This window comes from Streptomyces sp. NBC_01260 (genome assembly GCF_036226405.1).
Taxonomy (GTDB): domain Bacteria; phylum Actinomycetota; class Actinomycetes; order Streptomycetales; family Streptomycetaceae; genus Streptomyces; species Streptomyces laculatispora.
Genome location: NZ_CP108464.1, coordinates 6,385,729 through 6,409,790, shown reverse-complemented (window position 1 = coordinate 6,409,790; position 24,062 = coordinate 6,385,729). Strand labels below are relative to the sequence as shown.

Annotated in this window: 20 protein-coding genes, 2 pseudogenes and 1 riboswitch; of the genes and pseudogenes, 12 read left to right on the top strand and 10 right to left on the bottom strand. The window is 70.9% G+C overall.

What is annotated here, in order from left to right; all coding sequences use genetic code 11:
* Positions 1-175 precede the first annotated feature (175 nt).
* Positions 176-793 (top strand): DUF4126 domain-containing protein, encoded by a 618-nt coding sequence (locus tag OG322_RS28580; RefSeq protein ID WP_123471453.1) that lies wholly within the window; start codon positions 176-178, stop codon positions 791-793.
* Between the two features lie 31 nt (positions 794-824).
* Positions 825-2,339 (top strand): phytoene desaturase family protein, encoded by a 1,515-nt coding sequence (locus OG322_RS28575; RefSeq protein ID WP_329307191.1) that lies wholly within the window; start codon positions 825-827, stop codon positions 2,337-2,339.
* 90 nt (positions 2,340-2,429) lie between these two features.
* On the opposite strand, the gene OG322_RS28570 is transcribed toward OG322_RS28575, so the two are convergent.
* From OG322_RS28570 to OG322_RS28545, 6 genes are all read right to left on the bottom strand, one after another.
* The gene (locus tag OG322_RS28570; RefSeq protein WP_329307190.1) at positions 2,430-3,365 is read right to left on the bottom strand and encodes a hypothetical protein; all 936 of its coding nucleotides are present in this window, start codon (positions 3,363-3,365) and stop codon (positions 2,430-2,432) included.
* A gap of 49 nt (positions 3,366-3,414) precedes the next feature.
* Positions 3,415-4,332: a methylenetetrahydrofolate reductase [NAD(P)H] gene (gene metF, locus OG322_RS28565; protein WP_123470029.1), complete on the bottom strand. Its 918-nt coding sequence runs from the start codon at positions 4,330-4,332 to the stop codon at positions 3,415-3,417.
* A gap of 139 nt (positions 4,333-4,471) precedes the next feature.
* Positions 4,472-5,125, bottom strand: a complete 654-nt coding sequence (thiE, locus tag OG322_RS28560; RefSeq protein ID WP_123470031.1) for a thiamine phosphate synthase — start codon at positions 5,123-5,125, stop codon at positions 4,472-4,474.
* A 97-nt stretch (positions 5,126-5,222) separates the two neighbouring features.
* The gene (locus OG322_RS28555; protein ID WP_123470033.1) at positions 5,223-5,588 is read right to left on the bottom strand and encodes an Rv2175c family DNA-binding protein; all 366 of its coding nucleotides are present in this window, start codon (positions 5,586-5,588) and stop codon (positions 5,223-5,225) included.
* A gap of 42 nt (positions 5,589-5,630) precedes the next feature.
* Positions 5,631-7,379, bottom strand: a complete 1,749-nt coding sequence (locus OG322_RS28550; RefSeq protein WP_329307189.1) for a peptide-N4-asparagine amidase — start codon at positions 7,377-7,379, stop codon at positions 5,631-5,633.
* A 106-nt stretch (positions 7,380-7,485) separates the two neighbouring features.
* Positions 7,486-8,682 carry an NAD(P)/FAD-dependent oxidoreductase gene (locus tag OG322_RS28545; protein WP_398914071.1) on the bottom strand — a complete coding sequence of 399 codons (1,197 nt, stop codon included), beginning with the start codon at positions 8,680-8,682 and terminating at the stop codon, positions 7,486-7,488.
* A gap of 213 nt (positions 8,683-8,895) precedes the next feature.
* A riboswitch (TPP riboswitch) is annotated at positions 8,896-9,008 on the top strand.
* Between OG322_RS28545 and thiO the strand changes: the two genes are divergently transcribed.
* From thiO to OG322_RS28515, 6 genes and pseudogenes are all read left to right on the top strand, one after another.
* Positions 9,006-10,184 (top strand): glycine oxidase ThiO, encoded by a 1,179-nt coding sequence (thiO, locus tag OG322_RS28540; RefSeq protein WP_124283843.1) that lies wholly within the window; start codon positions 9,006-9,008, stop codon positions 10,182-10,184. (Overlaps the previous riboswitch by 3 nt.)
* The gene (gene thiS, locus OG322_RS28535) at positions 10,181-10,399 is read left to right on the top strand and encodes a sulfur carrier protein ThiS (protein WP_266412212.1); all 219 of its coding nucleotides are present in this window, start codon (positions 10,181-10,183) and stop codon (positions 10,397-10,399) included. The genes thiO and thiS overlap by 4 nt, the downstream gene beginning before the upstream one ends.
* Before the next feature lie 2 nt (positions 10,400-10,401).
* The gene (locus OG322_RS28530) at positions 10,402-11,196 is read left to right on the top strand and encodes a thiazole synthase (protein WP_266412211.1); all 795 of its coding nucleotides are present in this window, start codon (positions 10,402-10,404) and stop codon (positions 11,194-11,196) included.
* Between the two features lie 288 nt (positions 11,197-11,484).
* Positions 11,485-13,404: a Stk1 family PASTA domain-containing Ser/Thr kinase gene (gene pknB, locus OG322_RS28525; RefSeq protein WP_329307188.1), complete on the top strand. Its 1,920-nt coding sequence runs from the start codon at positions 11,485-11,487 to the stop codon at positions 13,402-13,404.
* 6 nt (positions 13,405-13,410) lie between these two features.
* Positions 13,411-14,268: a deoxyribonuclease IV gene (locus OG322_RS28520; protein ID WP_329307187.1), complete on the top strand. Its 858-nt coding sequence runs from the start codon at positions 13,411-13,413 to the stop codon at positions 14,266-14,268.
* A gap of 42 nt (positions 14,269-14,310) precedes the next feature.
* Positions 14,311-14,676, top strand: a pseudogene (locus OG322_RS28515) (DUF4396 domain-containing protein); the annotation flags it as partial.
* A gap of 29 nt (positions 14,677-14,705) precedes the next feature.
* Here the strand turns inward: OG322_RS28515 and OG322_RS28510 are convergent.
* The gene (locus tag OG322_RS28510) at positions 14,706-15,338 is read right to left on the bottom strand and encodes a sulfite oxidase-like oxidoreductase (RefSeq protein ID WP_123470055.1); all 633 of its coding nucleotides are present in this window, start codon (positions 15,336-15,338) and stop codon (positions 14,706-14,708) included.
* 154 nt (positions 15,339-15,492) lie between these two features.
* On the opposite strand from OG322_RS28510, the gene bfr reads away from it, so the two are divergent.
* Positions 15,493-15,972 carry a bacterioferritin gene (gene bfr, locus OG322_RS28505; RefSeq protein ID WP_123470058.1) on the top strand — a complete coding sequence of 160 codons (480 nt, stop codon included), beginning with the start codon at positions 15,493-15,495 and terminating at the stop codon, positions 15,970-15,972.
* A 34-nt stretch (positions 15,973-16,006) separates the two neighbouring features.
* Here bfr and OG322_RS28500 read toward each other — a convergent pair whose 3' ends face one another.
* Positions 16,007-16,291 carry a (2Fe-2S)-binding protein gene (locus OG322_RS28500; protein WP_123470060.1) on the bottom strand — a complete coding sequence of 95 codons (285 nt, stop codon included), beginning with the start codon at positions 16,289-16,291 and terminating at the stop codon, positions 16,007-16,009.
* A gap of 171 nt (positions 16,292-16,462) precedes the next feature.
* Positions 16,463-17,809, bottom strand: coding sequence for a class II 3-deoxy-7-phosphoheptulonate synthase (locus OG322_RS28495; protein ID WP_164494414.1), 1,347 nt, complete (start codon positions 17,807-17,809; stop codon positions 16,463-16,465).
* A 196-nt stretch (positions 17,810-18,005) separates the two neighbouring features.
* Here OG322_RS28495 and OG322_RS28490 point away from each other — a divergent pair.
* The 3 genes and pseudogenes from OG322_RS28490 (at position 18,006) to OG322_RS28485 (ending at position 22,940) form a co-directional block, all read left to right on the top strand.
* Positions 18,006-20,795, top strand: a pseudogene (locus OG322_RS28490) (N-acetylmuramoyl-L-alanine amidase).
* Positions 20,796-20,889: 94 nt separating this feature from the next.
* Positions 20,890-20,946: a trp operon leader peptide gene (locus tag OG322_RS41660; RefSeq protein ID WP_073735655.1), complete on the top strand. Its 57-nt coding sequence runs from the start codon at positions 20,890-20,892 to the stop codon at positions 20,944-20,946.
* A 101-nt stretch (positions 20,947-21,047) separates the two neighbouring features.
* Complete coding sequence (locus tag OG322_RS28485; protein WP_124283847.1) at positions 21,048-22,940, top strand: anthranilate synthase family protein; 1,893 nt, start codon at positions 21,048-21,050, stop codon at positions 22,938-22,940.
* 27 nt (positions 22,941-22,967) lie between these two features.
* Here the strand turns inward: OG322_RS28485 and OG322_RS28480 are convergent, their stop codons facing one another.
* Complete coding sequence (locus OG322_RS28480) at positions 22,968-23,972, bottom strand: 2-hydroxyacid dehydrogenase (protein WP_123470070.1); 1,005 nt, start codon at positions 23,970-23,972, stop codon at positions 22,968-22,970.
* Between the last annotated feature and the right edge of the window lie 90 nt (positions 23,973-24,062).

Here is a 24,062-nt window from a genome sequence, read left to right as displayed (position 1 = left end):
GCCGCCCCGTGCCGGCGGTACCGGCGCAGCGCCCCTTCCGTGGTCCCCACTCTGCCGTCCGCGCAGGTCGTGGCCCATCCGCGTACCTACTCAATTGGCCCCCTAGGTACGGATACTCAGCCCTGGGCACCCAAGCACTCCCGCGGGGTTGCGCCATCTGGTTACGATCGCGTCCGTGTCCGTACTCCCTCTGGTGTTCACAAGCGGCTGGGCGAGCGGGATCAACGCCTACGCGGTGGTCCTCCTGCTCGGCATCTTCGGCGCGACCGGCGTGAGCGACGAGGTGCCCGCCTCGCTCCAGCGCACCGATGTGCTCGTCGTGGCCGGTGTGCTCTTCCTGTGCGAGATGGTGGCCGACAAGATCCCTTACGTGGACTCGGCCTGGGACACGGCGCACACCTTCATCAGGCCGCTCGCCGGAGCGGTCGTCGCGGCACTCCTGGCGGGCGGGGACGGTTCGCTGTCGGAGCTCGCGGCGGGGGCCGTCGGCGGTTCCACCGCGCTGATGAGCCATCTGGTGAAGGCGGGCACCAGGATGGCGGTCAACACCTCCCCCGAGCCGTTCAGCAATATCGCCATGAGCACGGTCGAGGACCTGGGTGTGGCCGGAGTGGTCACGTTCGCCCTGTTCCATCCGGTGATCGCGGCCGGCATCGCCGGCACGCTGCTGCTGCTCGGCCTGCTGATCCTGGTCTTCCTGGCCTCCCGTGTCCGCCGGTTCCTGCGCCGCAGGGCGCAGCGGCGGGAGGAGAAGCGGCTGACCGCCCCCGCTTCCCAGTGGCCTGGCGGCTGAGCTGTCGGTGGCGGCCGATAAAGTCGCTGCCATGGCACGTATTGCGGTGATCGGCGCCGGGATGGGCGCGATGTCGGCGGCGGCCCGGCTGGCCGTGGCAGGCCACCGGGTGACGGTGTACGAGCGGTCGCAGACCTTCGGCGGCTCGGTCGGCCGCCATGCCCGGGACGGCTTCGCGTTCGACACCGGGCCCTCCCTGCTGCATCTGCCGGCGGTCTACCGCGACCTGTTCGTGAAGACGGGCAAGGAACCGCTGGAGCGGTGCGTCACCCTGACCCAGGTCGATCCGGCGAGCCGCCACGTCTTCGCGGACGGCACCGCGGTCTCGCTGCCGAACGCCTCGCGGGCCGGGGTCGTGACAGCGCTGGACGCCGCGCTGGGGGACGGTGCCGGTGAGAGCTGGGGAGCGTTCCTGGACCGGGCCGGGGATGCCTGGGACCGGTCCAGGCGGCCGTTGCTGGAGGAGCCGTTGCGCCCCGACTGGCAGGTGCTGGCCCGCGATCCGTACCCGGCGCCGGCACGACGGCGGCTGCTGCGCCCCGCGTTGCGGGCCGGCACGGTGGCGGAGGTAGGTTCCTGGGAGCTGGCGGACCCCCGGCTGGCCGCCCTCCTCGACGGGTACGCGCTGTCCTACGGCCTGGATCCGCTGCACGCCCCGGCGAGCGCGGCCCTGCTGCCGTACATGGAGGAGACGTTCGGCAGCTGGTACGTCTCCGGCGGGATGCGGGCGCTGGCGCAGGCGGTGTACGAGCGGTGCCTGGCGCGGAAGGTGGAGTTCGTCTTCGGTGCCGAGGTGGCCCGGGTGGTGGAGAAGGACGGCCGGGCGGCGGGCGTGGAGCTGGCCGACGGGACGGTCGCGGAGGCCGGTCACGTGGTGCTGGGTTTCCAGCCGCACCCGGGACTGATGCCCGGTCAGGACATGTGGCAGGACGGCGATGTGACGGTCCGGCGCCGGCCGGGCGGCGGGGCGGCGGGCCGGTTCCAGGTCCTGCTGTCGCTGTCCGGGGCCCGGCCCGCCGATGCCGTGCACCGGACGCTGGTGCACCCGGCGGACGGGGCGGCCGAGCGCGAGGCGGTGTTCGGGGGCCGGCTCGCCGCGCGCCCCACGGTGACGGTGCTGCGCCCCGATGACCCCTCGACCCGTCCCGACGCGGCCCATGAGGCCGTGACGCTGGTGGCGACGGTCGCCCCGCACGGCCCGGTGGACTGGACGGACGCCGCGCTGCGGGAGCGGTACGCGGACACCCTGATCAACGCGGCGGACGCGGCCGTACCCGGCCTGCGGGACCGACTGATCCACGCGCAGGTGCGGACGCCCGCGGAGACGGCCGCGGAGACCGGCGCGGAGGGGGGCGCGGTGCCACCGCCCGCGCTGGCCGGGGCCGGTGGCGGGTATCTGCACGCGGGGAACCGCACCCGGGTGCCGGGGCTGCTGCTGGCGGGCGGCTGGTCGCATCCGGGCGGCGGGCTGGCGCACGCGGGGATGTCGGGGACGTTGGTCGCGGGGCTCATCGTCGAGGGGGACGCGTTCCGCGGCTCCCAGTGAGGCGGCGGGCGGGCGCGGGGCGCGTCCCGGCGGCCGCTTCGCCCTCGATCGCCGGACGGGATCGGAATGCCCCGCCGGCCGGTGGTGTCATTAGCGGTACTGGTCGTTGTGGCCGGTGTCGTAACCGTTCGGGTACGGGGCCGGCTGTACGGGCTGCTCCGGGGGGAACTGCTCGCCCTCGCGCTGCTGCGGCACCCAGACCCCGCCCGGCGGGGTCTCGGGGGCGTACTGCTGGGACTGGGCGTAAGGGTCGGCGTACTGCTGCCGGCCGCCGTTGCTGTCGTGGTTCCCGTAGCTGTCGTACGTGCCGTACTGCGGCGCGCCCGCGGTCGTGCCGGTGCCGATGTACGGGTCGGAGTACGCGGCGTACTGCTGCCCGGCCGTGCCGTAGTCGTACTGCCCGGCTCCCGCGTAGCCGTCCTGCCCGGCGTATGTGCCCTGGCCCGCGTAGCCGTCCTGGCCGCCGTAGATGTCCTGGCCGCCCTGCGCCGGGTGGGCGGAGTAGTCGGTGTAGGAGTCGTAGGCGGCGTACTGCGGCTGGCCCTGGGGCTCCTGGTGCTCCTGGTGCTCCTGCTGGGGCCGGGTGTCGGTGTAGACGCCGTACTGCCCGGTGTCGTCCGGCAGGGGCTCCGGCTCGTAGACCGCCGCCGGACTCTGCGGGGCGTGGGACGGCTGCGGCGGTGCGCCGGGGTCGTACTCCGTCTCCAGGTCCGAGACCTGGAGACGGGGCTCGCGATCGCTGTTGCCACGGCGGCGACGGCTCTCCCCGGGGCTGCCCCCTATGGCCCAGCCGGTCGAGAAACCGCGCCGGAACGAGAGCGTGACGTACGTCTGGCCGGTCGCGAAGGCGATCGCGCCGATCGTGATGACGAGCACGGACGGCATCAGGACACCGATGACCACACCGACGAAGCCGGTGAAGGCGAGCAGGCGCCAGCGAAGCCGCGCCTTGTACTGGAGCAGCACCTCACCGAGCAGCCACAGCGCAACGATGCCGAACGCGATGTAGAGGACCGTCCAGCCCATGCCCGCCCCTTCTACGGCCGCCGCCCCGGAACGTGGCGGGTACGGCCGGTCACGACTGCTTGTGCAGTCCGAGATTTTCGTAGATTTCGAGCGTCGCCGTCGAGTTGTTCAACGTGATGAAGTGCAGCCCGGGGACACCCTCGGAAAGCAGCTTCGCGCAGAACCGCGTTGCGAAGTCGATGCCAATGGAGCGTACAGCGGCGGGGTCGTCCTTGGCGGCGAGGATGCGTTCTTTCAGTGCTGCGGGCAGGGTCGCGTTGCTGAGCTGCGGAAAACGCTCCAACTGACGGACGCTCGTGAGGGGCATCACCTCGGGAATGACCGGGGTGTCGCAACCGGCAGCGACCACCCGGTCACGCATACGCAGGTAATCCTCGGGATCGAAGAACATCTGCGTGATCGCATAGTCCGCACCGGCGCGGCACTTGTCCACGAAATGCCGGATGTCGGTGTCCCAGTCGGCCGAGCGCGGGTGCATCTCGGGAAATGCGGCGACGCCGACACAGAAATCGCCGGATTCCTTGATCAGCCGGACGAGGTCGGCCGCGTACCGCACACCCTGCGGGTGCTCGACCCACGGGCCCATCGGATCGCCCGGCGGGTCCCCGCGCACGGCGAGGATGTTCCGGATTCCGGCGTCCGCGTACTGACCGACCATGTTGCGCAGTTCGGCGATGGAGTGGTTGACCGCCGTGAGGTGCGCGACCGGGGTCAGGGTGGACTCGTCGGCGATGTCCTGCGTCGCCTTCACCGTCCCGGCCCGGGTGGACCCACCGGCTCCGTACGTCACCGAGACGAAGCTGGGCCCCACCGCCTCGATCCGGCGCAGCGCGTTCCAGAGGTTCCGCTCGCCCTTCTCGGTCTTGGGCGCCCAGAACTCGAACGAGTGCAAGGTCTCGCCGGTCGCGAGCATCTCACGCACGGTGCGCGCGCGATCTGTCCTGGTGGAGGGTGTGCCAAGGGCCATAACGGCAGGTTAACCAGGGCGTGGCGGCCACCCAACCGAACCGGCGGGAATTGCCCGAATTGACCGGTACTTGTCCACGCTTCGGACACTGTTGTCCCAAACACGTCGCTCGGGGCGGTCCCGCCCGCGTCCCCCAGGATCACGCGTCGGCGCGCGCCCGGATCCTTCCGGCCAGTTCCGAGGCGGCGGCCGCGGGGTCCGCCGCCTCGGTGAGGGCCCGGACGACGACGACGCGGCGCGCTCCGGCGTCCAGCACCTCGTCGAGATTGCCGGCGTCGATCCCGCCGATGGCGAACCACGGACGGACGGGCGCGAGCGAGGCGGTGTACCGGACGAGGCCGAGGCCGGGCGCGTGCCGGCCGGGCTTGGTCGGGGTGGGCCAGCAGGGGCCGGTGCAGAAGTAGTCCACGCCGGGCTCGGCGACCGCGGCGTCCACCTCGGCCTCGGCATGCGTGGAGCGGCCGATGACGACGTCCTGGCCGATGACCGCGCGGGCGGCCGGCACCGGCAGGTCGCCCTGACCCAGGTGCAGCACGTCGGAGCCGATGGCATGGGCGACGTCGGCCCGGTCGTTGACCGCGAGGAGCTTGCCGTGACGCCTGCAGGCGTCGGCGAGGACCGCGAGGTGTTCGAGCTCCTCGGCCGCCTCCATCCCCTTGTCGCGGAGCTGGACGATGTCCACCCCGCCGGAGAGGACCGCGTCGAGGAACCCGGGGAGGTCTCCCTGGCGCCTGCGGGCGTCCGTGCACAGGTAGAGCCGGGCATCGGACAGCAGCGCGCGAGGCGTGGACATGGTGCGGTTCCCCCCGGGAAAGCGATGGCATTCGGTAGGTGGTGCGGAGGGGATGCGGGCCGCACCGTGCGGCCCGCATCCCCCGTACGGCTGTCGGTCAGACGGCGAGCGCCTGGGCCCGGCGCTTCACCTCCGTGCCGCGATTCTCACTCAGCGCCTGCGCGGGCGTGCCCGGCAGGCTCGGGTCGGGAGTGAAGAGCCATTCCAGCATCTCCGCGTCGGAGTAGCCGTCGTCCCTCAGGAGCGTCAGGGTCCCCGAAAGACCCTTGACCACCTTGTCGCCGTCGATGAAGGCGGCAGGCACCTGGAGGGCCCGGTTCTCACCACGTCGTACGGCGATGAGCTGGCCCTCCTTGACCAGCTGCCGCACACGCGTCACCTCGATACCGAACAATTCGGCGATATCGGGAAGGTGGAGCCAGGCAGGGACGAGAGCATCGATCTTTGCGTCAATCTCGGTCACGGGACAAGCCTGCCATCCCGGACTGACAGCCGATACCCGGACTCAGCCCTTCAGGGCCTCGCGTGCCACGTCGGCGACGCGGCAGTGGTGCTGCCGGTCGGCCGTGACCCAGCCGTGGGCGGTCCTCAGGGAGCGCGAGTAGCAGGCCCCGGTGTCCGTGGTGCCCCGGTAATTCTCGGTGGAGGCCCCATCGGCCGACTGGACGACGCCGGCCGTGCGGGCGATGCTGCCGGCCGAGTCCACGGTGTCGTCGGTGACCGCGTCCGTGCGCCACCCGCGCGCGGAGCCCTTCCGGGACGTGTCGACGATCACGCGGCGCTGGGTGACGGCCGCCTTCATGTCGTAGTTGTTGTAGTCGCCGTACAACGGGATGTCCAGGTCCACGTCGATGGGGTAGGACCAGGTGCTGCGCTGCGCGTCCGTGCGTCCGCGGGCCTGGGTCGTCACCGTGGTGGAACCGTGGTCACGCTGGTGCATCACCTGGTGGCTGCCGGTGGCGGAGACGTTGTCCGTGTTGGTGTACGCGAACTTCTGCTCGACGGTGGTGGTGACCCGGCCCTTCGAGGTCTCGACGTATCCCGAGATCTTCCAGGAGCGGCCGGTCGACACGGAGACGTCCGTGGAGCCGTTCCGGCCCGGGGTCTGGACGGTCTTCACGACCGGCGTGTGGCTGAGGGTGTTGGTGGTCACCCCGCCGCTCGTGCGCGCCTTGTGCGCGTCCGTGCCGACGAAGAGCGAACCGTCGACGTTCCAGCTGTCGGCCGCTCCGTAGGGGGTGATGCCGATGGCGTGCGGCTTGCCGTCGGCCAGCAGACCCGCGAAGGGGGTGAGGTCGATGTCGTACGCCTCGGTCCCGAACTGGTCGATGGCCGGGATCGGGCGCCACAGGGTCGGCACGATGCCGCCGGAGTACACCACGGGGTACGGCTGGGCGAGGCCCGCGGGCTGCCCGTCCACCGTGACCTGCACCTCGCGGTAGGGGCCGCCGCCACAGAGGTAGTCGGGGGCGGTTTCCGCCAGGTCACTGGGGACCGCGTCGAACCACTGCTCGTCGCAGCCGCCGCCGCGGGCGTAGACCTCCAGGCGCGCGTCAGTCAGATTGCGCGGGAAGGTGACGTCGGTGCGGGTGGAGCCGCCGTTGCCGACACTCATCCAGGGAGCGCTGTCGGAACCGGTGTCACCGAGGGGGACGACGCGGTCGGCCGTGGTGGCGGCCGGGTGACGCCGGTCGGCCTGGTAGTACGTGATCTTCAGCTTGATCCTGTACACGCCGGTGTACGTCTCGTTGACAACGTTGCCCAGTTCGAGCTGGAGCTTCTGGGGGTCCTTGAGGAGCGGCGTGAAGTCGGTGATGTCCTTGGCGACGTGCCAGCTGATGCCGTCGTCGTCGGGCTCGGCCGTGCTGGTGCGGAAGACCTCCGCGCCGCCGATGAAGACCGCGGCGAGGCGGTCGTACTGGCGGCCCTTCACACTGCCCGACCAGTCGAGGACGACCTTGTTCCAGGGGCCCTCGCACTTCTTGGGCGGGGTGAGCGTGGTGGTGTACGGCGGGCCGCCGAGGGTGTAGCCGAAGTCGTGGTCGACGGCCGTCACCGAACAGTGCTCGGTGTCCGGGCGGGAGACCGGCGGAGTCGCATCGACCGGGTCCTGGTAGTCGACGGCGGGGTTGGAACCGGGCTTGGGGGCGGTGTCCGCCTGGGCCGGGGCGGCCAGTGCGCCTCCGACGAGGGCGACCGACGCCGAGGCCATGGAGATTCCGCGCAGCGCGCGGGTCCATCTGTGCCGAAACATATGCGTCCTTCGAAGAGTACGAAAAATGATCACTTCAAAAGATGCACAGTGCATCAATCTCCCTCTTCCTCCAAGAGGCAGTCCACATACCGGACGTCAACGTCCGCTATCCGTGAGTCTCCTGACGGGTCGCCGACTTCAGTGGTACGGACGCGTCACCGGCCCGCTCCGGATCGAGCCGCGTCCCCGCCTCGATGAGCTTGCGCCCCTGGATCAGATCGCGCGGCCGGCCGACGGCGAGCACCGCGACCAGAACGCCGTCCCGCAGCCAGCACACCGACCAGGCGGGACCGGCCGGATCGCCGCGCCACAGCAGGGTGTCCGCGCCGTCATGGTGTCCCGCGTACTGCACGAACCGGCCGAACTGCTCCGACCAGAAATAGGGCACGGGGTCGTAGGCGGGCGGCTCCGCCCCGTCCCCGCCGGCCGCCCCGATGATGTGGGCGGCCGCGGTCCGCGGTCCCTGCAGGGCGTTGTCCCAGTGATGGACGAGCAGGCGCGCCCCGAAGCGCGCGGAGGGGAACGAGGCGCAGTCGCCGACGGCGTACACATCGGGCAGCGAGGTGCGCAGCGCCGCGTCGGCGGTCACCGATCCGTCGGGCCCCAGCGCGATGCCGGAGCCGGCCAGCCAGCCGGTGGCGGGCCGTGCGCCGATCCCGACGACGACCGCGTCGGCCGGGAGGGTGCGGCCGTCCGCCAGGACCACACTGCCGGGCTCGACGCGGGCCACCCGTGCCCCGGTGAGGAGTCCGGCGCCGCTCTCCGCGTACCAGGCGGCCATCGGGGCCGCGACCTCGGCGGGCAGTGCGCCCGCGAGGGGGCGTTCGGCGGCCTCGACGACGGTGACCTCGCAGCCCGCGGAGCGGGCCGCGGTGGCGAACTCGGCGCCGATCCAGCCCGCGCCGACGACCACGACGGTGTGCCGCGCGTCCAGGACGGGCCGCAGCCGCGCCGCGTCGTCCAGGGTGCGCAGCAGATGGACGCCAGGCACGCCCTCGGAGCCGGGCAGCACGACGGGTTCGGCGCCGGTGGCGATGACCAGGACGTCGTAGGGAACGGGCCCGGCGGAGGTGTCCAGCTCATGGTCGCCGGCGCGTACGCCGGTGACTTCGCAGCCCAGCCGCAACGTGATGCCCAGTGCCTCGAAGTCGATGTCGAAGGCGGATTCCTCGGCCTTGCCGAGCAGCACCGCCTTGGACAGCGGGGGTCGGTCGTACGGCTGATGGGGTTCGGCGCCGATCAGTGTGACGGCGCCGGTGAAGCCCCGCTCCCGCAGGGCCACCGCCGTCTGCACACCCGCCATGCCCGCGCCGACGACGACCACCCGCCGCCCCGCCGGCTCCGACTGCCGCTCCGACCGCTCTGCCCGCTGCTGCTCGCTCACCCGTCCACCTTAATCATCTGATGGGTCGTCAGGAAAGTGGTCCGCCACCGTGCCGTACCCACCGCCCTGCCCGGACCCCATGTGACGGCTCACTTTTCCGGGTCCGCGGGACGGGGTCTAGGGTGGCCCACGTAGAACACTCGCGGGAGCCCGGACGCACCGGGCTGAGAGGGAGGCTGGACGGCCTCCGACCGTACGAACCTGATCCGGGTCATGCCGGCGAAGGGAGGGGCTGGACGCCCATGCGTATCCACCGCACGAGCGGGTCCGACGTCCTCGTCATCGGGGGCGGCATCATCGGCCTGGTGACTGCCTGGCGGGCCGCGCAGCGCGGTCTGAGCACCGCGGTCGTCGATCCCGAGCCGGGCGGCGGGGCCGCCCGGGTCGCGGCCGGGATGCTGGCCGCCGTCACCGAACTGCACTACGGCGAAGAGATGCTGCTGGGCCTCAACGTCGCCTCCGCCAAGCGCTATCCGGGGTTCGCGGCCGAGCTGGAGGCGGCGAGCGGACAGGACATCGGCTTTCGCGCCTGCGGCACGCTGGCCGTCGCCCTGGATACCGACGACCGCGCCCATCTGCGGGAACTGCACGAGCTGCAGCGCCGGTCGGGACTGGAGTCGGACTGGCTCACCGGCCGTGAGTGCCGACGCCTGGAGCCGATGCTCGCGCCGGGCGTACGCGGAGGGCTGCGGGTCGACGGCGACCACCAGGTCGACCCGCGCCGGCTGGCCGCCGCGCTGCTGACGGCGTGCGAGCGGGCCGGGGTCGTCTTCCACCGTCACCGGGCCGAGCGGCTCTCGGTGGTGCGGGACCGGGCCACCGGGGCCGTGCTGGCCGACGGTTCGGAGCCGGCGGCCGATCAGGTCGTGCTCGCCGCGGGCAGCCTCAGCGCCCGGCTCGCGGGGGTGCCGGACCACGTCCTGCCGCCCGTCCGCCCGGTCAAGGGCCAGGTGCTGCGGCTGACCGTGCCCACCGCGTACGCCCCCTTCCTCAGCCGCACCGTGCGGGCCGTGGTCCGGGGCAGCCACGTCTACCTCGTGCCGCGCGAGAACGGCGAGCTGGTGATCGGCGCCACCAGCGAGGAGATGGGCTGGGACACCACCGTCACGGCGGGCGGGGTGTACGAGCTGCTGCGCGACGCCCACGAGCTGGTGCCCGGCATCACCGAGCTGCCGCTCACCGAGACCCGGGCCGGTCTGCGCCCCGCCTCCCCCGACAACGCCCCGCTGCTCGGCCGCACCGCGCTGCCCGGCCTCCACCTCGCCACCGGCCACCACCGCAACGGGGTGCTGCTCACTCCCGTCACCGGTGACGCCATGGCGCAGCTGCTGGCCGACGGCGAGCTGCCCGAGGTGGCCCGCCCCTTCTCCCCCGGCCGTTTCCCCTCCGCCGCCCCCGTATCCCAGGAGCAGCCCGCATGACCGCGCCCCTCCCCCTCTCCGTGTCCGTGAACGGCGAGGCCGTCGCCGTCGCCGCGGGCACCACCCTGGACGCCCTCGTCGCGACCCTGACCGGGGCGCCCTCGGGCGTCGCGGCCGCGCTGAACGAGACCGTCGTGCCGCGCGGCCAGTGGTCCGCCGCGGCGCTCGCCGACGGCGACCGGGTCGAGGTCCTGACCGCGGTCCAGGGAGGCTGACCGTGTCCGACGACCTCTTCACCCTCGGGGACAGCGTCCTCGGCTCCCGGCTGATCATGGGAACGGGCGGGGCGCCCAGCCTCGATGTGCTGGAACGCTCACTCATCGCCTCCGGCACCGAGCTGACCACCGTCGCGATGCGCCGCCTCGACCCGACCGTGCGGGGCTCCGTGCTCTCCGTGCTGGAGCGGCTCTCCATCCGCGTCCTGCCGAACACCGCGGGCTGCTTCACCGCGGGCGAGGCCGTGCTCACCGCCCGGCTGGCCCGCGAGGCGCTCGGCACCGACTGGGTCAAGCTGGAGGTGGTGGCCGACGAGCGGACCCTGCTGCCCGACCCGATCGAGCTGCTGGACGCCGCGGAGATCCTGGTGGACGACGGTTTCACCGTCCTGCCGTACACCAATGACGATCCGGTGCTGGCCCGCCGGCTCCAGGACGTGGGGTGTGCGGCGGTGATGCCTCTCGGCTCCCCCATCGGCTCGGGTCTGGGCATCCGCAATCCGCACAACTTCCAGCTGATCGTCGAGCAGGCCCGGGTCCCGGTGATCCTGGACGCGGGCGCCGGGACGGCGTCGGACGCGGCCCTCGCCATGGAGCTCGGGTGCGCGGCGGTGATGCTCGCCTCGGCGGTGACCCGGGCCCAGGAGCCCGAGCTGATGGCCGCCGCGATGCGTTATGCGGTGGAGGGCGGGCGGCTGGCGTACCGCGCGGGACGGATACCGCGCCGGCACTTCGCCGAGGCGTCGTCGCCGATGGCGGGCCGGGCGGCGCTGGACCCGGAGCGTCCGGCGTTCTGAGCCCGGAACCCGGAACTCCGGCAGCGGTGGATCGCGTGTCCCTGTCACGGCTCGGCTGCAGTACCAGGCCGGCGGGTGACCTGCGACCGCGAAGCGGACGCGGTCCCGCGCCTGCGATTCCAAGGTGCTGATAGGTCCCGGTAGCGGAGCTATCAGGACATAGCGGTATCGCGGGAAGCGTGCGCGACGAGAGGTGACCGCCTGGCCGTCAGGTCACCCGACAGCCTCCGAGGCCGCGGTATCACCCGGCCAGTCGGGCGTGTCCGCGTCGGCTCGTAGACTCGCTGCGTGGATACGACCCTCCAGGACCCTCTCGTCGGGCAGCTGCTCGACGGCCGCTACCGCGTCGATGCCCTCATCGCCGTGGGCGGCATGGCCACGGTCTACCGGGCCATGGACACCCGGCTCGACCGGGCGCTCGCCCTCAAGGTGATGCACCCGGCGCTGGCGACCGACGCCTCGTTCGTCGAGCGCTTCATCCGTGAGGCCAAGTCGGTGGCCGGGCTCGCGCACCCCAATGTGGTCGGGGTCTTCGACCAGGGGGCCCAGGGCCAGTACGTCTACCTGGCGATGGAGTACGTCGCGGGCTGCACGCTGCGCGATGTGCTGCGCGAGCGCGGCGCACTGCAGCCGCGGGCCGCGCTGGACATCCTGGAGCCGGTGCTCGCCGCGCTCGGCGCCGCGCACCGGGCGGGCTTCGTGCACCGGGACATGAAGCCGGAGAACGTGCTCATAGGCGACGACGGCCGGGTCAAGGTCGCCGACTTCGGCCTGGTACGGGCCGTGGGCACGGTCACCAACACCACCGGGTCCGTCCTGGGCACCGTCTCCTATCTCGCCCCCGAGCAGATCGAGCACGGCACCGCGGACACCCGCGCCGATGTGTACGCGTGCGGTGTGGTGCTGTACGAGATGCTCACCGGAGCCAAACCGCACACCGGCGACTCCCCCGCCCAGGTCATCTACCAGCATCTGAACGAGGACGTCCCGGCCCCCTCGGCCCTCGTCCCGGGTCTCGCGCCCGAGCTCGACGCACTGGTCGCGAGCGCCACCGCGCGTGACCCCGAGGTCCGGCCGTTCGACGCGGTGGCACTGCTCGCCGAGTCCCGCCGGGCCCGCTCCGGCCTCACCGACACCCAGCTGGACGCCATACCACCGCAGGCCCTCGCCGAGGTGCGCGACGCCGCCGAGGACCGCACGAGCGTGATCCCGCGGGTGCTGCCGCCCGGCCAGGGCACCGCCCACCACACCAGCCGGCTGGAGATGCCCCCGCCGCTGCCGCCGGCACAGCCGGACCGCCGGACCGGGCTCCTCGGCGGGCCGCGGCGCGGCATCGTCGCGGCGGTCGTCGCCGTGCTGCTGGTCCTGGGGATCGGCGGCGGCGTCTGGTACATCAACTCCGGCCAGTTCACCCACGTCCCCTCGGTGCTCGGCCAGAGCGAGAAGGCGGCCAAGGGGCGGCTGTCGGACGCCGGTCTCGAACTGAAGGGCGTCGAGCGCGCCTACAGCGACACCGTCGACCGCGGCAAGGTGATCGACAGCGACCCGAAGTCGGCTGCCCGGATCCGGGGCAACGGCTCGGTGACACTCGTCGTCTCGCGCGGGCCCGAGATCGTGAAGGTGCCCGACGTCCAGGGCAGCACCCTGGCCGAGGCCAAGCAGAAGCTGACGAAGGCGGGCCTGGTGCCCGGTATGACCACCAAGGAGTTCAGCGAGGACGCGGGGGCCGGTGAGGTGGTGCGGACGGATCCCGAGGCGGGCGCCGAGCGCCACCCGGACACCGCGATCGCGATCGTGGTCTCCAAGGGCAGCCCGGTCGACGTCCCCGATGTCACCGGCCTCTCCGTCAAGGACGCCACCGACGCGCTGGACGAGGAGGGGCTGAAGGCCAAGGTGCTGCCCCACCGGGTGAACTCCCCCGAGGACGCGGGCGACATCGCCGAGCAGTCACCGGCCGAGGGCCGGGAGGCCGCCGAGGGCGACACCATCACGCTGACGGTCTCCAAGGGCCCGCAGCTGATCGATGTCCCGGACGTCACCGGCAAGGACGTCGTCGACGCCCGCAGCGAGCTGGAGGACGCGGGCTTCAAGGTCAAGGTCGACCGCCCGTTCATCCCCTTCAGCGACACGATCGCGAGCCAGTCCGTCGACGGCGGCGACCGGGCCCCCGAGGGCAGCACCATCACCATCAAGACCAAGGGGCTCTAGATCCGTATGCGCAACCCCGTCGGCGGCCATGTACCGGTGGCCGGCGGCCTCGCCAAGGCCGGCCTCCCCTACGCCCGGGAGATGGGCGCGGAGGCCGTCCAGGTCTTCGTCGCCAATCCGCGCGGATGGGCGACCCCGGCCGGGAGTCCGGCGCAGGACGAGCGGTTCCGCGCCGAGTGCGCCGCCGGGTCCCTGCCGGCGTACGTCCACGCCCCGTACCTGATCAATTTCGGCTCGCACACCGCGGCGACCGTCGAGAAGTCCGTGGACTCACTGCGCCACTCCCTGCGCCGGGCCCGCGAGATCGGCGCCCTGGGCGTCGTGGTGCACACCGGCTCGGCGACCAACGGCCGCCCCCGCGAGGAGGCGCTGGCCCAGGTGCGCACCCATATGCGGCCGCTGCTGGACGAGCTGACGCACGACGACGACCCGTTCCTGCTGCTGGAGTCGACCGCCGGTCAGGGGTTCTCGCTCTGCTCACGGACCTGGGACTTCGGCCCGTACTTCGACGCACTCGACGCCCATCCGAAACTCGGCATCTGTCTCGACACCTGCCACATCTTCGCGGCGGGACACGATCTGGCCGGTCCCGGCGGGATGAACGAGACGCTGGACCTGCTGGTGGAGACGGTCGGCGAGAACCGGCTGAAGCTGATCCACGCCAATGACTCCAAGGACGTGGCCGGAGCCCACAAGGACCGGCACGAGAACATCGGTGCGGGCCACATCGGCGAGGAGCCGTTCCGCGAGCTGTTCTCCCATCCGGCCACCGAGGGCGTTCCGCTGATCATCGAGACACCCGGCGGCAAGGAGGGCCACGCGGCGGACGTGGCCCGGCTGAAGGAGCTGCGCGGCCGGAGCTGATCCGATCCCGCCCACGGATGCGGAATACCCCAGGGGGGTATACGCATGGTGATCGGCACGGCGTTCGGGTGGGGCAACATGGCGACGATGGTCCTCGCGATCGTCCTGGCGTTCTTCTTCGGCTACACGCTGACCCTGCGCTCCATCCGGAAGGCCGGCGTCGACTTCCGTACGGCGTTCCGCGTCGCCCTCGCCGCCGACACGCTCTCCATCGCGGTGATGGAGCTGATCGACAACGGGCTGATCACCCTGTGGCCCGGTGCGATGGACGCGACACTCGCGGACGCGCTGTTCTGGGGAACGCTCACCCTTTCGCTGGCCGTGGCCTTCGTCGTCACCACACCGGTCAACAAGTGGATGATCGGCCGCGGCAAGGGGCACGCCGTGGTGCACCAGTACCACCACTGAGGCGGCCCGGGGACCGGCAGGGCCGGGGGTCAGAGCTCGGGGCCGTCCCCGGGCTCCTCCTGGTAGGAGTAGCGCTGTTCCTTCCACGGATCGCCGATGTTGTGATAGCCGCGCTCCTCCCAGAAGCCGCGGCGGTCGGCGGTCATGTACTCGATGCCCCGGACCCACTTGGGGCCCTTCCAGGCGTACAGCTGCGGAACCACCAGCCGGAGCGGGAAGCCGTGCTCGGCGGTGAGCAGCTCACCGCCCTTGTGGGTGGCGAACAGAGCCCGCTCGGCGGTGAAGTCGTCGATCCTGAGGTTCGAGCTGAATCCGTACTCGGCCCAGACCATCACGTGGGTGACATGGGGCGCGGGCGGCGCGAGTGCCACGACGTCGCGGACGAGCACCCCGCCCCACTCGGCGCCGAGCATGCTGAATTTCGTCACGCAGTGCAGATCGGCGACGACCGAGGAGAAGGGCAGCGCCGAGAATTCCTGATGGTTCCAGCAGTGCTTGTCACCGTCGGCCGTGGCCCCGAAAACGCGGAATTCCCAACGGTCGGGCTTGAACTTCGGCACCGGCCCGTAATGGGTGACCGGCCAGCCGCGCTGCAGTCGCTGTCCCGGCGGAAGCTCGGACTGCTCTGATGCGCGGTGTTCCCGGCTTTCCGGCTGACCCATGACTCCATGGTGACAGACAGGCAGGGGTGGTCATGACCAGCACAGAGACGTTTCGGGCAAGTACCACTAAGCATGTACTTACTGGACGACCATCGGGTGCGATGCGAAGATGCGGCCAACTTGCCCAGTTCACCGGTTGGAAGGAGCCTCTGCGATGCAGGGCGACCCCGAGGTCCTCGAGTTCCTGAACGAACAGCTGACCGCCGAATTGACTGCCATCAATCAGTATTTCCTGCATGCAAAGATGCAGGACAACTTCGGCTGGACGAAGCTCGCGAAGTACACCCGATCCGAGTCGTTCGACGAAATGAAGCACGCCGAGATCCTGACCGACCGGATTCTCTTCCTCGATGGACTGCCGAACTACCAACGGCTCTTCCACGTACGCGTGGGCCAGACGGTCACCGAGATGTTCCAGGCGGACCGCCAGGTCGAGGTGGAGGCGATCGACCGCCTCAAGCGGGGCATCGAGCTGATGCGCGGCAAGGGCGACATCACGTCCGCGAACATCTTCGAGTCGATCCTGGCCGACGAGGAGCACCACATCGACTATCTGGACACCCAGCTGGAACTGGTCGAGAAACTCGGCGAGCCGCTCTACATCGCGCAGCTGATCGAGCAGCCGGAGAGCTGACCGACGCGTGGCCGGCATCCGTACCCGGCCACGCTCAGGCGGCTTCGGGGAATCCGGCCGTCGGCCCGAGAGCGGGGACGGCGCCGGGTTCGGTACCGGCGTCCAGACGTTCGACCGCGCCGGGCGGCTGCTTCCGGTCGAGCAGTTCGCGGCGCGGACAGGCGCCGCGGCCCAGCATCGCCTGGATGGTGCGGACGCAGCTGCCGCAGTCGGTCCCCGCCTTGCAGGCGGAGGCTATCTGGCGGGGCGTGCAGGCGCCGGCTTCCGCATGCTTCTTGACCTGCTGCTCCGTGACGCCGAAGCACGAGCAGACGTACATGCGGGTTTCACCTCCCGGCGGGATGGATCGTGGCGGCCGTCCCGATAATCGGTGAGGCTAACCTAACCTTACCCGTCACTTCAGGGCGGCAAAAGCCCCGGAACGCCCTGTGGGGCACGGATCACATCGATCCGTGCCCCACAGTCGCAACTGCGCTACCAGCGGTGACGCCTACTGATCCCGGTACATCTCGGCGACCAGGAACGCGAGGTCCAACGACTGGCTGCGGTTGAGCCGCGGGTCGCAGGCCGTCTCGTAACGCTGGTGCAGATCGTCCACGAAGATCTCGTGGCCGCCGCCGACGCACTCGGTGACGTCGTCACCGGTGAGCTCGACGTGGATGCCGCCCGGGTGGGTGCCCAGGCCCTTGTGCACCTCGAAGAAGCCCTTGACCTCGTCCAGGACGTCGTCGAAGCGGCGGGTCTTGTGGCCGGACGCGGCCTCGAAGGTGTTGCCGTGCATCGGGTCGGTGACCCAGGCGACGGTGGCACCGGAGGCGGTGACCTTCTCGACCAGCTCGGGGAGCTTGTCGCGGACCTTGTCGGCGCCCATCCGGACGATGAAGGTCAGCCGGCCGGGCTCGCGCTCGGGGTCGAGGCGGTCGATGTAGCCGAGCGCCTCGTCGACGGTGGTCGTCGGTCCGAGCTTGATGCCGATGGGGTTGCGGATCTTCGAGGCGAACTCGATGTGCGCGCCGTCCATCTGGCGGGTGCGCTCACCGATCCACACCATGTGGCCCGAGGTGTCGTACAGCTCGCCGGTGCGCGAGTCGGTGCGGGTCAGCGCCGACTCGTAGTCCAGCAACAGGCCCTCGTGCGAGGCGTAGAACTCGACGGCCTTGAACTCGGCCGGGTCCGTGCCGCACGCCTTCATGAAGTTCAGCGCGTTGTCGATCTCGCGGGCCAGGGCCTCGTAGCGCTGGCCGGACGGGGACGACTTCACGAAGTCCTGGTTCCAGGCGTGCACCTGGCGCAGGTCGGCGTAACCGCCGGTGGTGAAGGCGCGGACGAGGTTCAGGGTGGAAGCGGATGCGTGGTACATCTGCTTCAGCCGGTCCGGGTCCGGGACGCGCTCGGCCTCGGTGAAGGCGAAGCCGTTGACGGAGTCGCCGCGGTAGGTCGGCAGGGTCACGCCGTCGCGGGTCTCGGTCGACTTGGAGCGCGGTTTGGAGTACTGGCCGGCGATCCGGCCCACCTTGACGACGGGCACGGAGGCCGCGTAGGTGAGGACGGCGCTCATCTGGAGCAGCGTCTTCAGCTTGGCGCGGATGTGCTCGGCCGACACGGCGTCGAAGGCCTCGGCGCAGTCACCGCCCTGGAGCAGGAACGCCTCGCCCTTGGCGACGGCTCCCATGCGGGCGCGCAGCTGGTCGCACTCGCCCGCGAAGACGAGCGGCGGATACGACGCGAGGTCCGCGAGTACATCGCGCAGCGCCTCGGAGTCGGGGTACTCGGGCTGCTGCGCCGCGGGAAGGTCTCGCCAGGTGTTGCCACCGGCGACGGAGGTATTGGCGTTCACGGTCACGGGTCCCACATTACGGGGTCCTGTCGACTGCTTTTCCTGATGCTCAGTGACTGAGACGGACGAGGCGGCGTGCCAGTGACGAGGGACACAGTCGGGGCTGCTAGCGTCACCGTTTTCGGATTTCAAGCAAATGAACCGCAGGGGTGGGGTTTTGAAGCAGAACCATCGCAAGGACCTCAAGAAGAGACGGATGCTCTACGGGGTGGGGGCAGCGGTCGTGGCGACCGCGACGATCGGCACGGTCGCCATGGCGTCCCAGGACACCGTGACGACCGACAGCAAGCCGGCCTCCGCGGCCGCCGCGCTGCAGACGCAGTTCAAGGACGCGGCGCGCGAGTTCGACGTACCGCAGAGTGTGCTGATGGCGGTCTCCTACCGCCAGACGCTGTGGGAGAGCCACGACGGCGAGCCGAGCACCAGTGGCGCGTACAACGTCATGGGGCTCACCCGGGTCACCGAGGACGACATCGAGCAGCCGACGGACGCGGAGCGGCTCGCACACCTCAACATGAGCGGCGACCCTGCCGTGACGAAGCACTTCGACGCCGAGCGCGCCCTGCGCACCCTGCCGAAGCGGGTGGACACCGGCGCGGCCGAGCTGCACACGCTGGACGAGGCCGCGAAGCTGATCGACAAGCCGGCCGGCGCCGTGCAGGACGACACCGCGCAGTCCATCCGCGCGGGCGCGGCGCTGCTCGCGAAGTACCAGCGCGAGGCCACCGACTCGCTCCCCGACGACGCCGGTAAGTGGTACCCGGCCGTGGCGCGCTACAGCCAGGCACCGGACACCAAGGGCGCCACGCTCTTCGCCAACCGCGTCTTCGAGTCCGTCCGCAACGGCGAGAGCCGGCTGACGGCGGACGGCCAGCAGCTGTCGCTGCCCGCCGACCCGTCGGTGACCCCGGTCAAACCCGCGAACATGCCGCTGGCGGCGACGAACGCGAGCACCACCGCGACCCCGGCCCCGGAGTGCCCGTCCGGGCTGAACTGCGACTTCAGGCCCGCCGGGTAAAAGCAGAACAGCAGCGCCCCGGACGACTTCGGCAACTACAACGTCGCCGACCGTCCGGGCAGTGGCGAGGACATCCGCTACATCGTCATCCACGACACGGAGGGCGGGTACGACGGTTCGCTGGCCACCTTCCAGAACCCGGCGTCCTACGCGAGCGCGCACTACCTGATCCGGGCCAAGGACGGCCTGGTCACCCAGATGGTCGAGACCAGGAACGAGGCATGGCACGCGGCGAACAAGACCGTGAACATGCACTCGGTGGGTATCGAGCACGAGGGCTACGCGATCAAGTCGGGCAGCTGGTACACCGAGCCGCAGTACGAGTCGTCCGCGACGCTCGTGAAGTACCTCGCCGCCCGGTTCTCCATCCCGCTCGACCGTGAGCACATCATCGGCCACGACGAGGTGCCCGGCGTCCTGGACGGCAACGTCGCCGGCCAGCACTGGGACCCGGGACCCTTCTGGGACTGGAACCACTACATGTCCCTGATCGGCGCCCCGACCGGCGCCAGTGGCGCGGGCGGCCCGGTCAAGGCCGGCCAGGTGGTCCGGGTCGTGCCCCCGTTCACCACGGCCAACCAGCCGACGCTGACGTACGGCGGCAGCACGGTGGCCAAGCAGCCGACGAACTTCGGCTACCTCTACACCTCCGCCTCCACGACGTCCGCGATGATCAGCGACCCGTACATCCCGAACGTGAAGGCCACCGACGGCCCGAACTGGGGCAACAAGGTCGTCGCCGGAGGCCAGTACGTCGTCGCCGAGGCCAAGGCCGACTGGACCGCCATCTGGTACGGCGGCAAGAAGGCCTGGTTCCAGAACCCGGGCGGCCAGTTCACCAAGGCGGTCGCCAAGACCGCCCAGCCGGTGCTGAAGCCCAAGGCGGGTGTGACGTCCATCCCGGTGTACGGGCGCGCCTACCCGGAGGACGCCGCCTACGCGGGCACCGGCGTCCCGGTGCAGGACAAGAACGACCAGTCGCTGTCGAAGTACACCGTCCCCGCGGGCCAGGCCTACCCCCAGGTCGGTCCGGCGCAGGCCGGTGACTACTGGTTCGCGGGTACGTTCGCCGGCACGGCCGACAACGACCGGACGCTGGTCAAGGGGAGCACGAACCTCTTCTACCCGATCCGCTACAACCACCGCATCGCCTGGGTGAAGGCGAGCGACGTCCAGCAGGCGAACAGCACCGTCCCGGACGCCGGGACGGACCGCTACAACATCATCGGCCGGGACAACGCGGGCGACATGTGGCAGTACCAGGGCACCGGCAGCGCCACGTCCCCGTACTACAAGCGCTACCTCATGGGCTACGGCTGGCAGAACTACACCGCCATCACCGCCATGACCGCGATGCGGGCCGACGGCACGGGCGACATCACGGCCCGCGACAAGGACGGCGTGCTCTGGTACTACCGCGGCAGCGGCAACCCGGACAAGCCGTATCTGGCCCGGCTCAAGGTCGGCAGCGGCTGGAACCAGTACGACGGCATCTGGGGCATGCGCGACCTGGACGGGGACGGCAAGGCGGACATGATCGCCCGCAACGGCTCCGGGGTGATCTATTTCTACAAGGGAACGGGTGACCCGACGAAGCCCTTCGCCCCCAAGGCGCAGATAGGCACGGGCTGGCAGATCTACGACGCCGTCGTCTCCACCGGCGATCTGAACGGTGACGGCAAGGCCGACTTCGTGGCGCGGGACAAGTCCGGTGTGCTCTGGACCTACACGGGCACCGGCAGCGCCACCGCACCGTATGCCAAGCGGGTGCAGATCGGTTCCGGCTGGGGCGCCTACAAGCTGATGCTGGGTCCGAGCGACCTGAACCGGGACGGCATCGGGGACCTGATCGGCGTGAACGGATCGGGAGAGCTCTGGTACTACAAGGGCACCGGTGACGCGGCCCAGCCCTTCGACACCAAGGCACAGGTCGGCACCGGCTGGCAGATCTACAACTCGCTGTTCTGAGCTGAGCCGAGTTGAGCTGACCGGACCGCAGGCCCGTTCCATCCATCGGGTGGAACGGGCCTCCTCGTGCCCGATCGTGGGTTAGGGTTCGGGCATGTTCGCGCACTCGACCCGTAACTGGTGGTGGACCGCTCATCCGGCGGCCCACTGACTGCGCGTACGCAGAAAGACGCAGAGGCCGCCCGAGGGGCGGCCTTTTCCGTGTCCACGGGCCGTTCCTCCCAGCTGATTCCAGTGGAAGGAACACCCGCCATGACACCGCACCCGGCACCGCACACGATCGTCCGGAGACTTCTCGGCGAGGACTGCCCGCCCTTCGCCCTGCTCCGCAGGCGTACCCCCGGCCATGACCACGACACCGTCGAGGTGCTGATCGGTGAGGTGCGGGAGGTGGACCGGCTGGCGGACCTCCCGGTCGGTGAGCGGCCCTCGCTCGCCCTGGTGCCGTTCCGGCAGATCACCGAGCGCGGCTTCGACGTACGGGACGACGGAACACCGCTGGCCGTCCTGGTCGCGGACGAGACCTACGCGCTGCCGCTCGACGAGACGCTGGAGCAGCTCCCCGCGCACGAGGTGCGGGTCCAGGACGGCGCGTTCGATGTCGCCGACGAGGAGTACGCGGGGACCGTCCGGCGGGTCATCGAGGACGAGATCGGCCGGGGCGAGGGCGCGAACTTCGTCATCCGGCGGACCTTCCGGGGTGAGATCCCGGGGTTCGGGAGGGCGGACGCGCTGGCGCTGTTCCGGCGGCTGCTGGCCGGTGAGCGGGGCGCGTACTGGACGTTCGTCGTGCACACCGGGGACAGGACACTGGTCGGGGCCAGCCCCGAGGTGCATGTGCGGATGTCCGGCGGGACGGTCGTGATGAATCCGATCAGCGGCACCTACCGCTACCCCGCCGAAGGGCCGTCCGCCGAGAGCCTGCTGGCCTTCCTCGGCGACCGCAAGGAGACCGAGGAACTCTCCATGGTGGTCGACGAGGAGCTGAAGATGATGTGCACCGTCGGCGACATGGGCGGTGTGGTGATCGGCCCCCGGCTCAAGGAGATGGCCCATCTCGCGCACACGGAGTACGAGTTGCGCGGGCGCTCCTCGCTGGATGTGCGCGAGGTGCTGAAGGAGACCATGTTCGCGGCGACGGTCACCGGCTCCCCCGTGCAGAACGCCTGCCGGGTCATCGAGCGGTACGAGACCGGCGGGCGCGGCTACTACGCGGGTGCGCTGGCCCTGCTGCGGCAGGGACCCGACGGGGCGCAGACGCTGGACTCGCCGATCCTGATCCGGACCGCCGACATCTCGGCGCGGGGACAGCTCCGGGTGCCGGTCGGGGCGACGCTGGTGCGCCACTCCGACCCGGCGGGCGAGGTCGCCGAGACCCACGCGAAGGCGGCCGGGGTGCTGACCGCGCTGGGCGTGCTGCCGGGCCGGCCGAGAACGGCGGGCGCGCCGCCGCGACTGGCCGCGGACCCGCGGGTGCGGGCGGCGCTGGACGCCAGACGGGACGGGCTCGCACCGTTCTGGCTGCGGATGCAGGAGCGCACCGACGAGCTGTCCGGCCATGCGCTGGTGGTCGACGGCGAGGACACGTTCACCGCGATGCTGGGGCATCTGCTGCGCGCCTCGGGTCTCGATGTGTCGGTGCGCCGCTACGACGAGCCGGGGCTGCGCGAGGCCGTGCGGGCGCACGAGGGGCCCGTGGTGCTGGGCCCCGGGCCGGGGAATCCGGGCGATCCGGACGATCCGAGGATGCGGCAGCTGCGGGCACTGGCGGCGGAGCTGGTCCGGGACCACCGGCACGGGCTGCTGGGGGTGTGCCTGGGTCATGAGCTGATCGCTGCGGAGCTGGGGCTGGAAATCGTCCGCAAGACGGTGCCGTACCAGGGTGCGCAGACCCGGATCGAGCTGTTCGGGCGGCCGGAGACGGTCGGCTTCTACAACAGTTTCACCGCGCGCTGCGACGACGCCGTGGCCGCCGAGCTGGCGGCGCACGGCATCGAGGTGAGCGTGGACGGGGCGACCGGGGAGCTGCACGCGCTGCGCGGGGACGGCTTCGCCTCGGTGCAGTTCCATCCGGAGTCGGTGCTGACGCTGCGCGGCTCGGCGATCGTGAGCGAGCTGCTGGCCGGACTGCCGGTGCGCGGCTGAGGCGGCCGCCCGGACCCTGTCGGGTGCTCAGGGTCCGGGCGGTGCCGGGACCAGGACGTTGTCACTGCCGCGGCGGGCCAGGTAGTCGTCGACGTTCTGGACGGTGGCCTCGATGATCTGGCCCACCGCGTCCTCGGTGTAGTACGCCTGGTGCGAGGTGACGATGACGTTCGGGAAGGTGACCAGCCGGGCCAGGGTGTCGTCGTCGATGCCCTCGATCGACTTGTCGAGGAAGAAGAGCCCGGCCTCGGCCTCGTACACGTCGAGTCCGACGCCGAGGAACCGGCCGGCCCGCAACTCCCCGACCAGGGCGGTGGTGTCGATGAGTCCGCCGCGGCTGGAGTTGATCAGGATCGCGTCGTCCTTCATCCGGGCCAGGGCGTCCTTGCCGATGACGTGGTGGGTCGAGGGCAGCAGCGGGACGTGCAGGCTGATCAGGTCGGACTCGGCGAGGAGCTGGTCCTTGTCGACGTACCGCATGCCGAGCTCGACGCAGGCCGGGTTCTCGGCGACGTCCCAGCCCAGCAGATTCATGCCGAAGCCATGGGCGATCCGGGTGAAGGCCTCACCGATCTTGCCGGTGCCGACGACACCGGCCGTGCGGCCGTGCATGTCCCGGCCGAGGAGCCCGTCGAGGCGGAAGTCGAAGTCGCGGGTGCGGCTCGCGGCCCGGATGACTCGGCGGTTGACCGCCATGGCCAGGGTCCAGGCGAATTCGGCGACCGAGTGGGGCGAGTAGGAGGAGACCCGGGCCACGCGCATGGCGAGGCGCTCGGCGACGTCCAGGTCGATGTTGTTGAAGCCGGTGGAGCGCTGGGCGATCATCTGCGTGCCGCCGGCCGCGAGGGTCTGCAGGACGCTGCTGCCCAGGTCGGCGTTGACGCTGGTGGAGATGATCTCGTAGCCGGCCGCGATGGGTGCGGTGTCCCGGTTCAGGAAGACGTCCAGGCAGCGGACCTCGTGCTTCCCGGCGAAGGCTTTCTCGATCAGCGGCTTCTCGTCGGACTGCACGCCGAAGGCCAGGATTTCCACTGCGTCTCCCGTGACTGTGCGGGTGAGGTAGGGGGCCCGCCCGCGCGCACCGGGGTGCGGGGGCGGCCCCCGCGAGGGCCGGTCATCGCG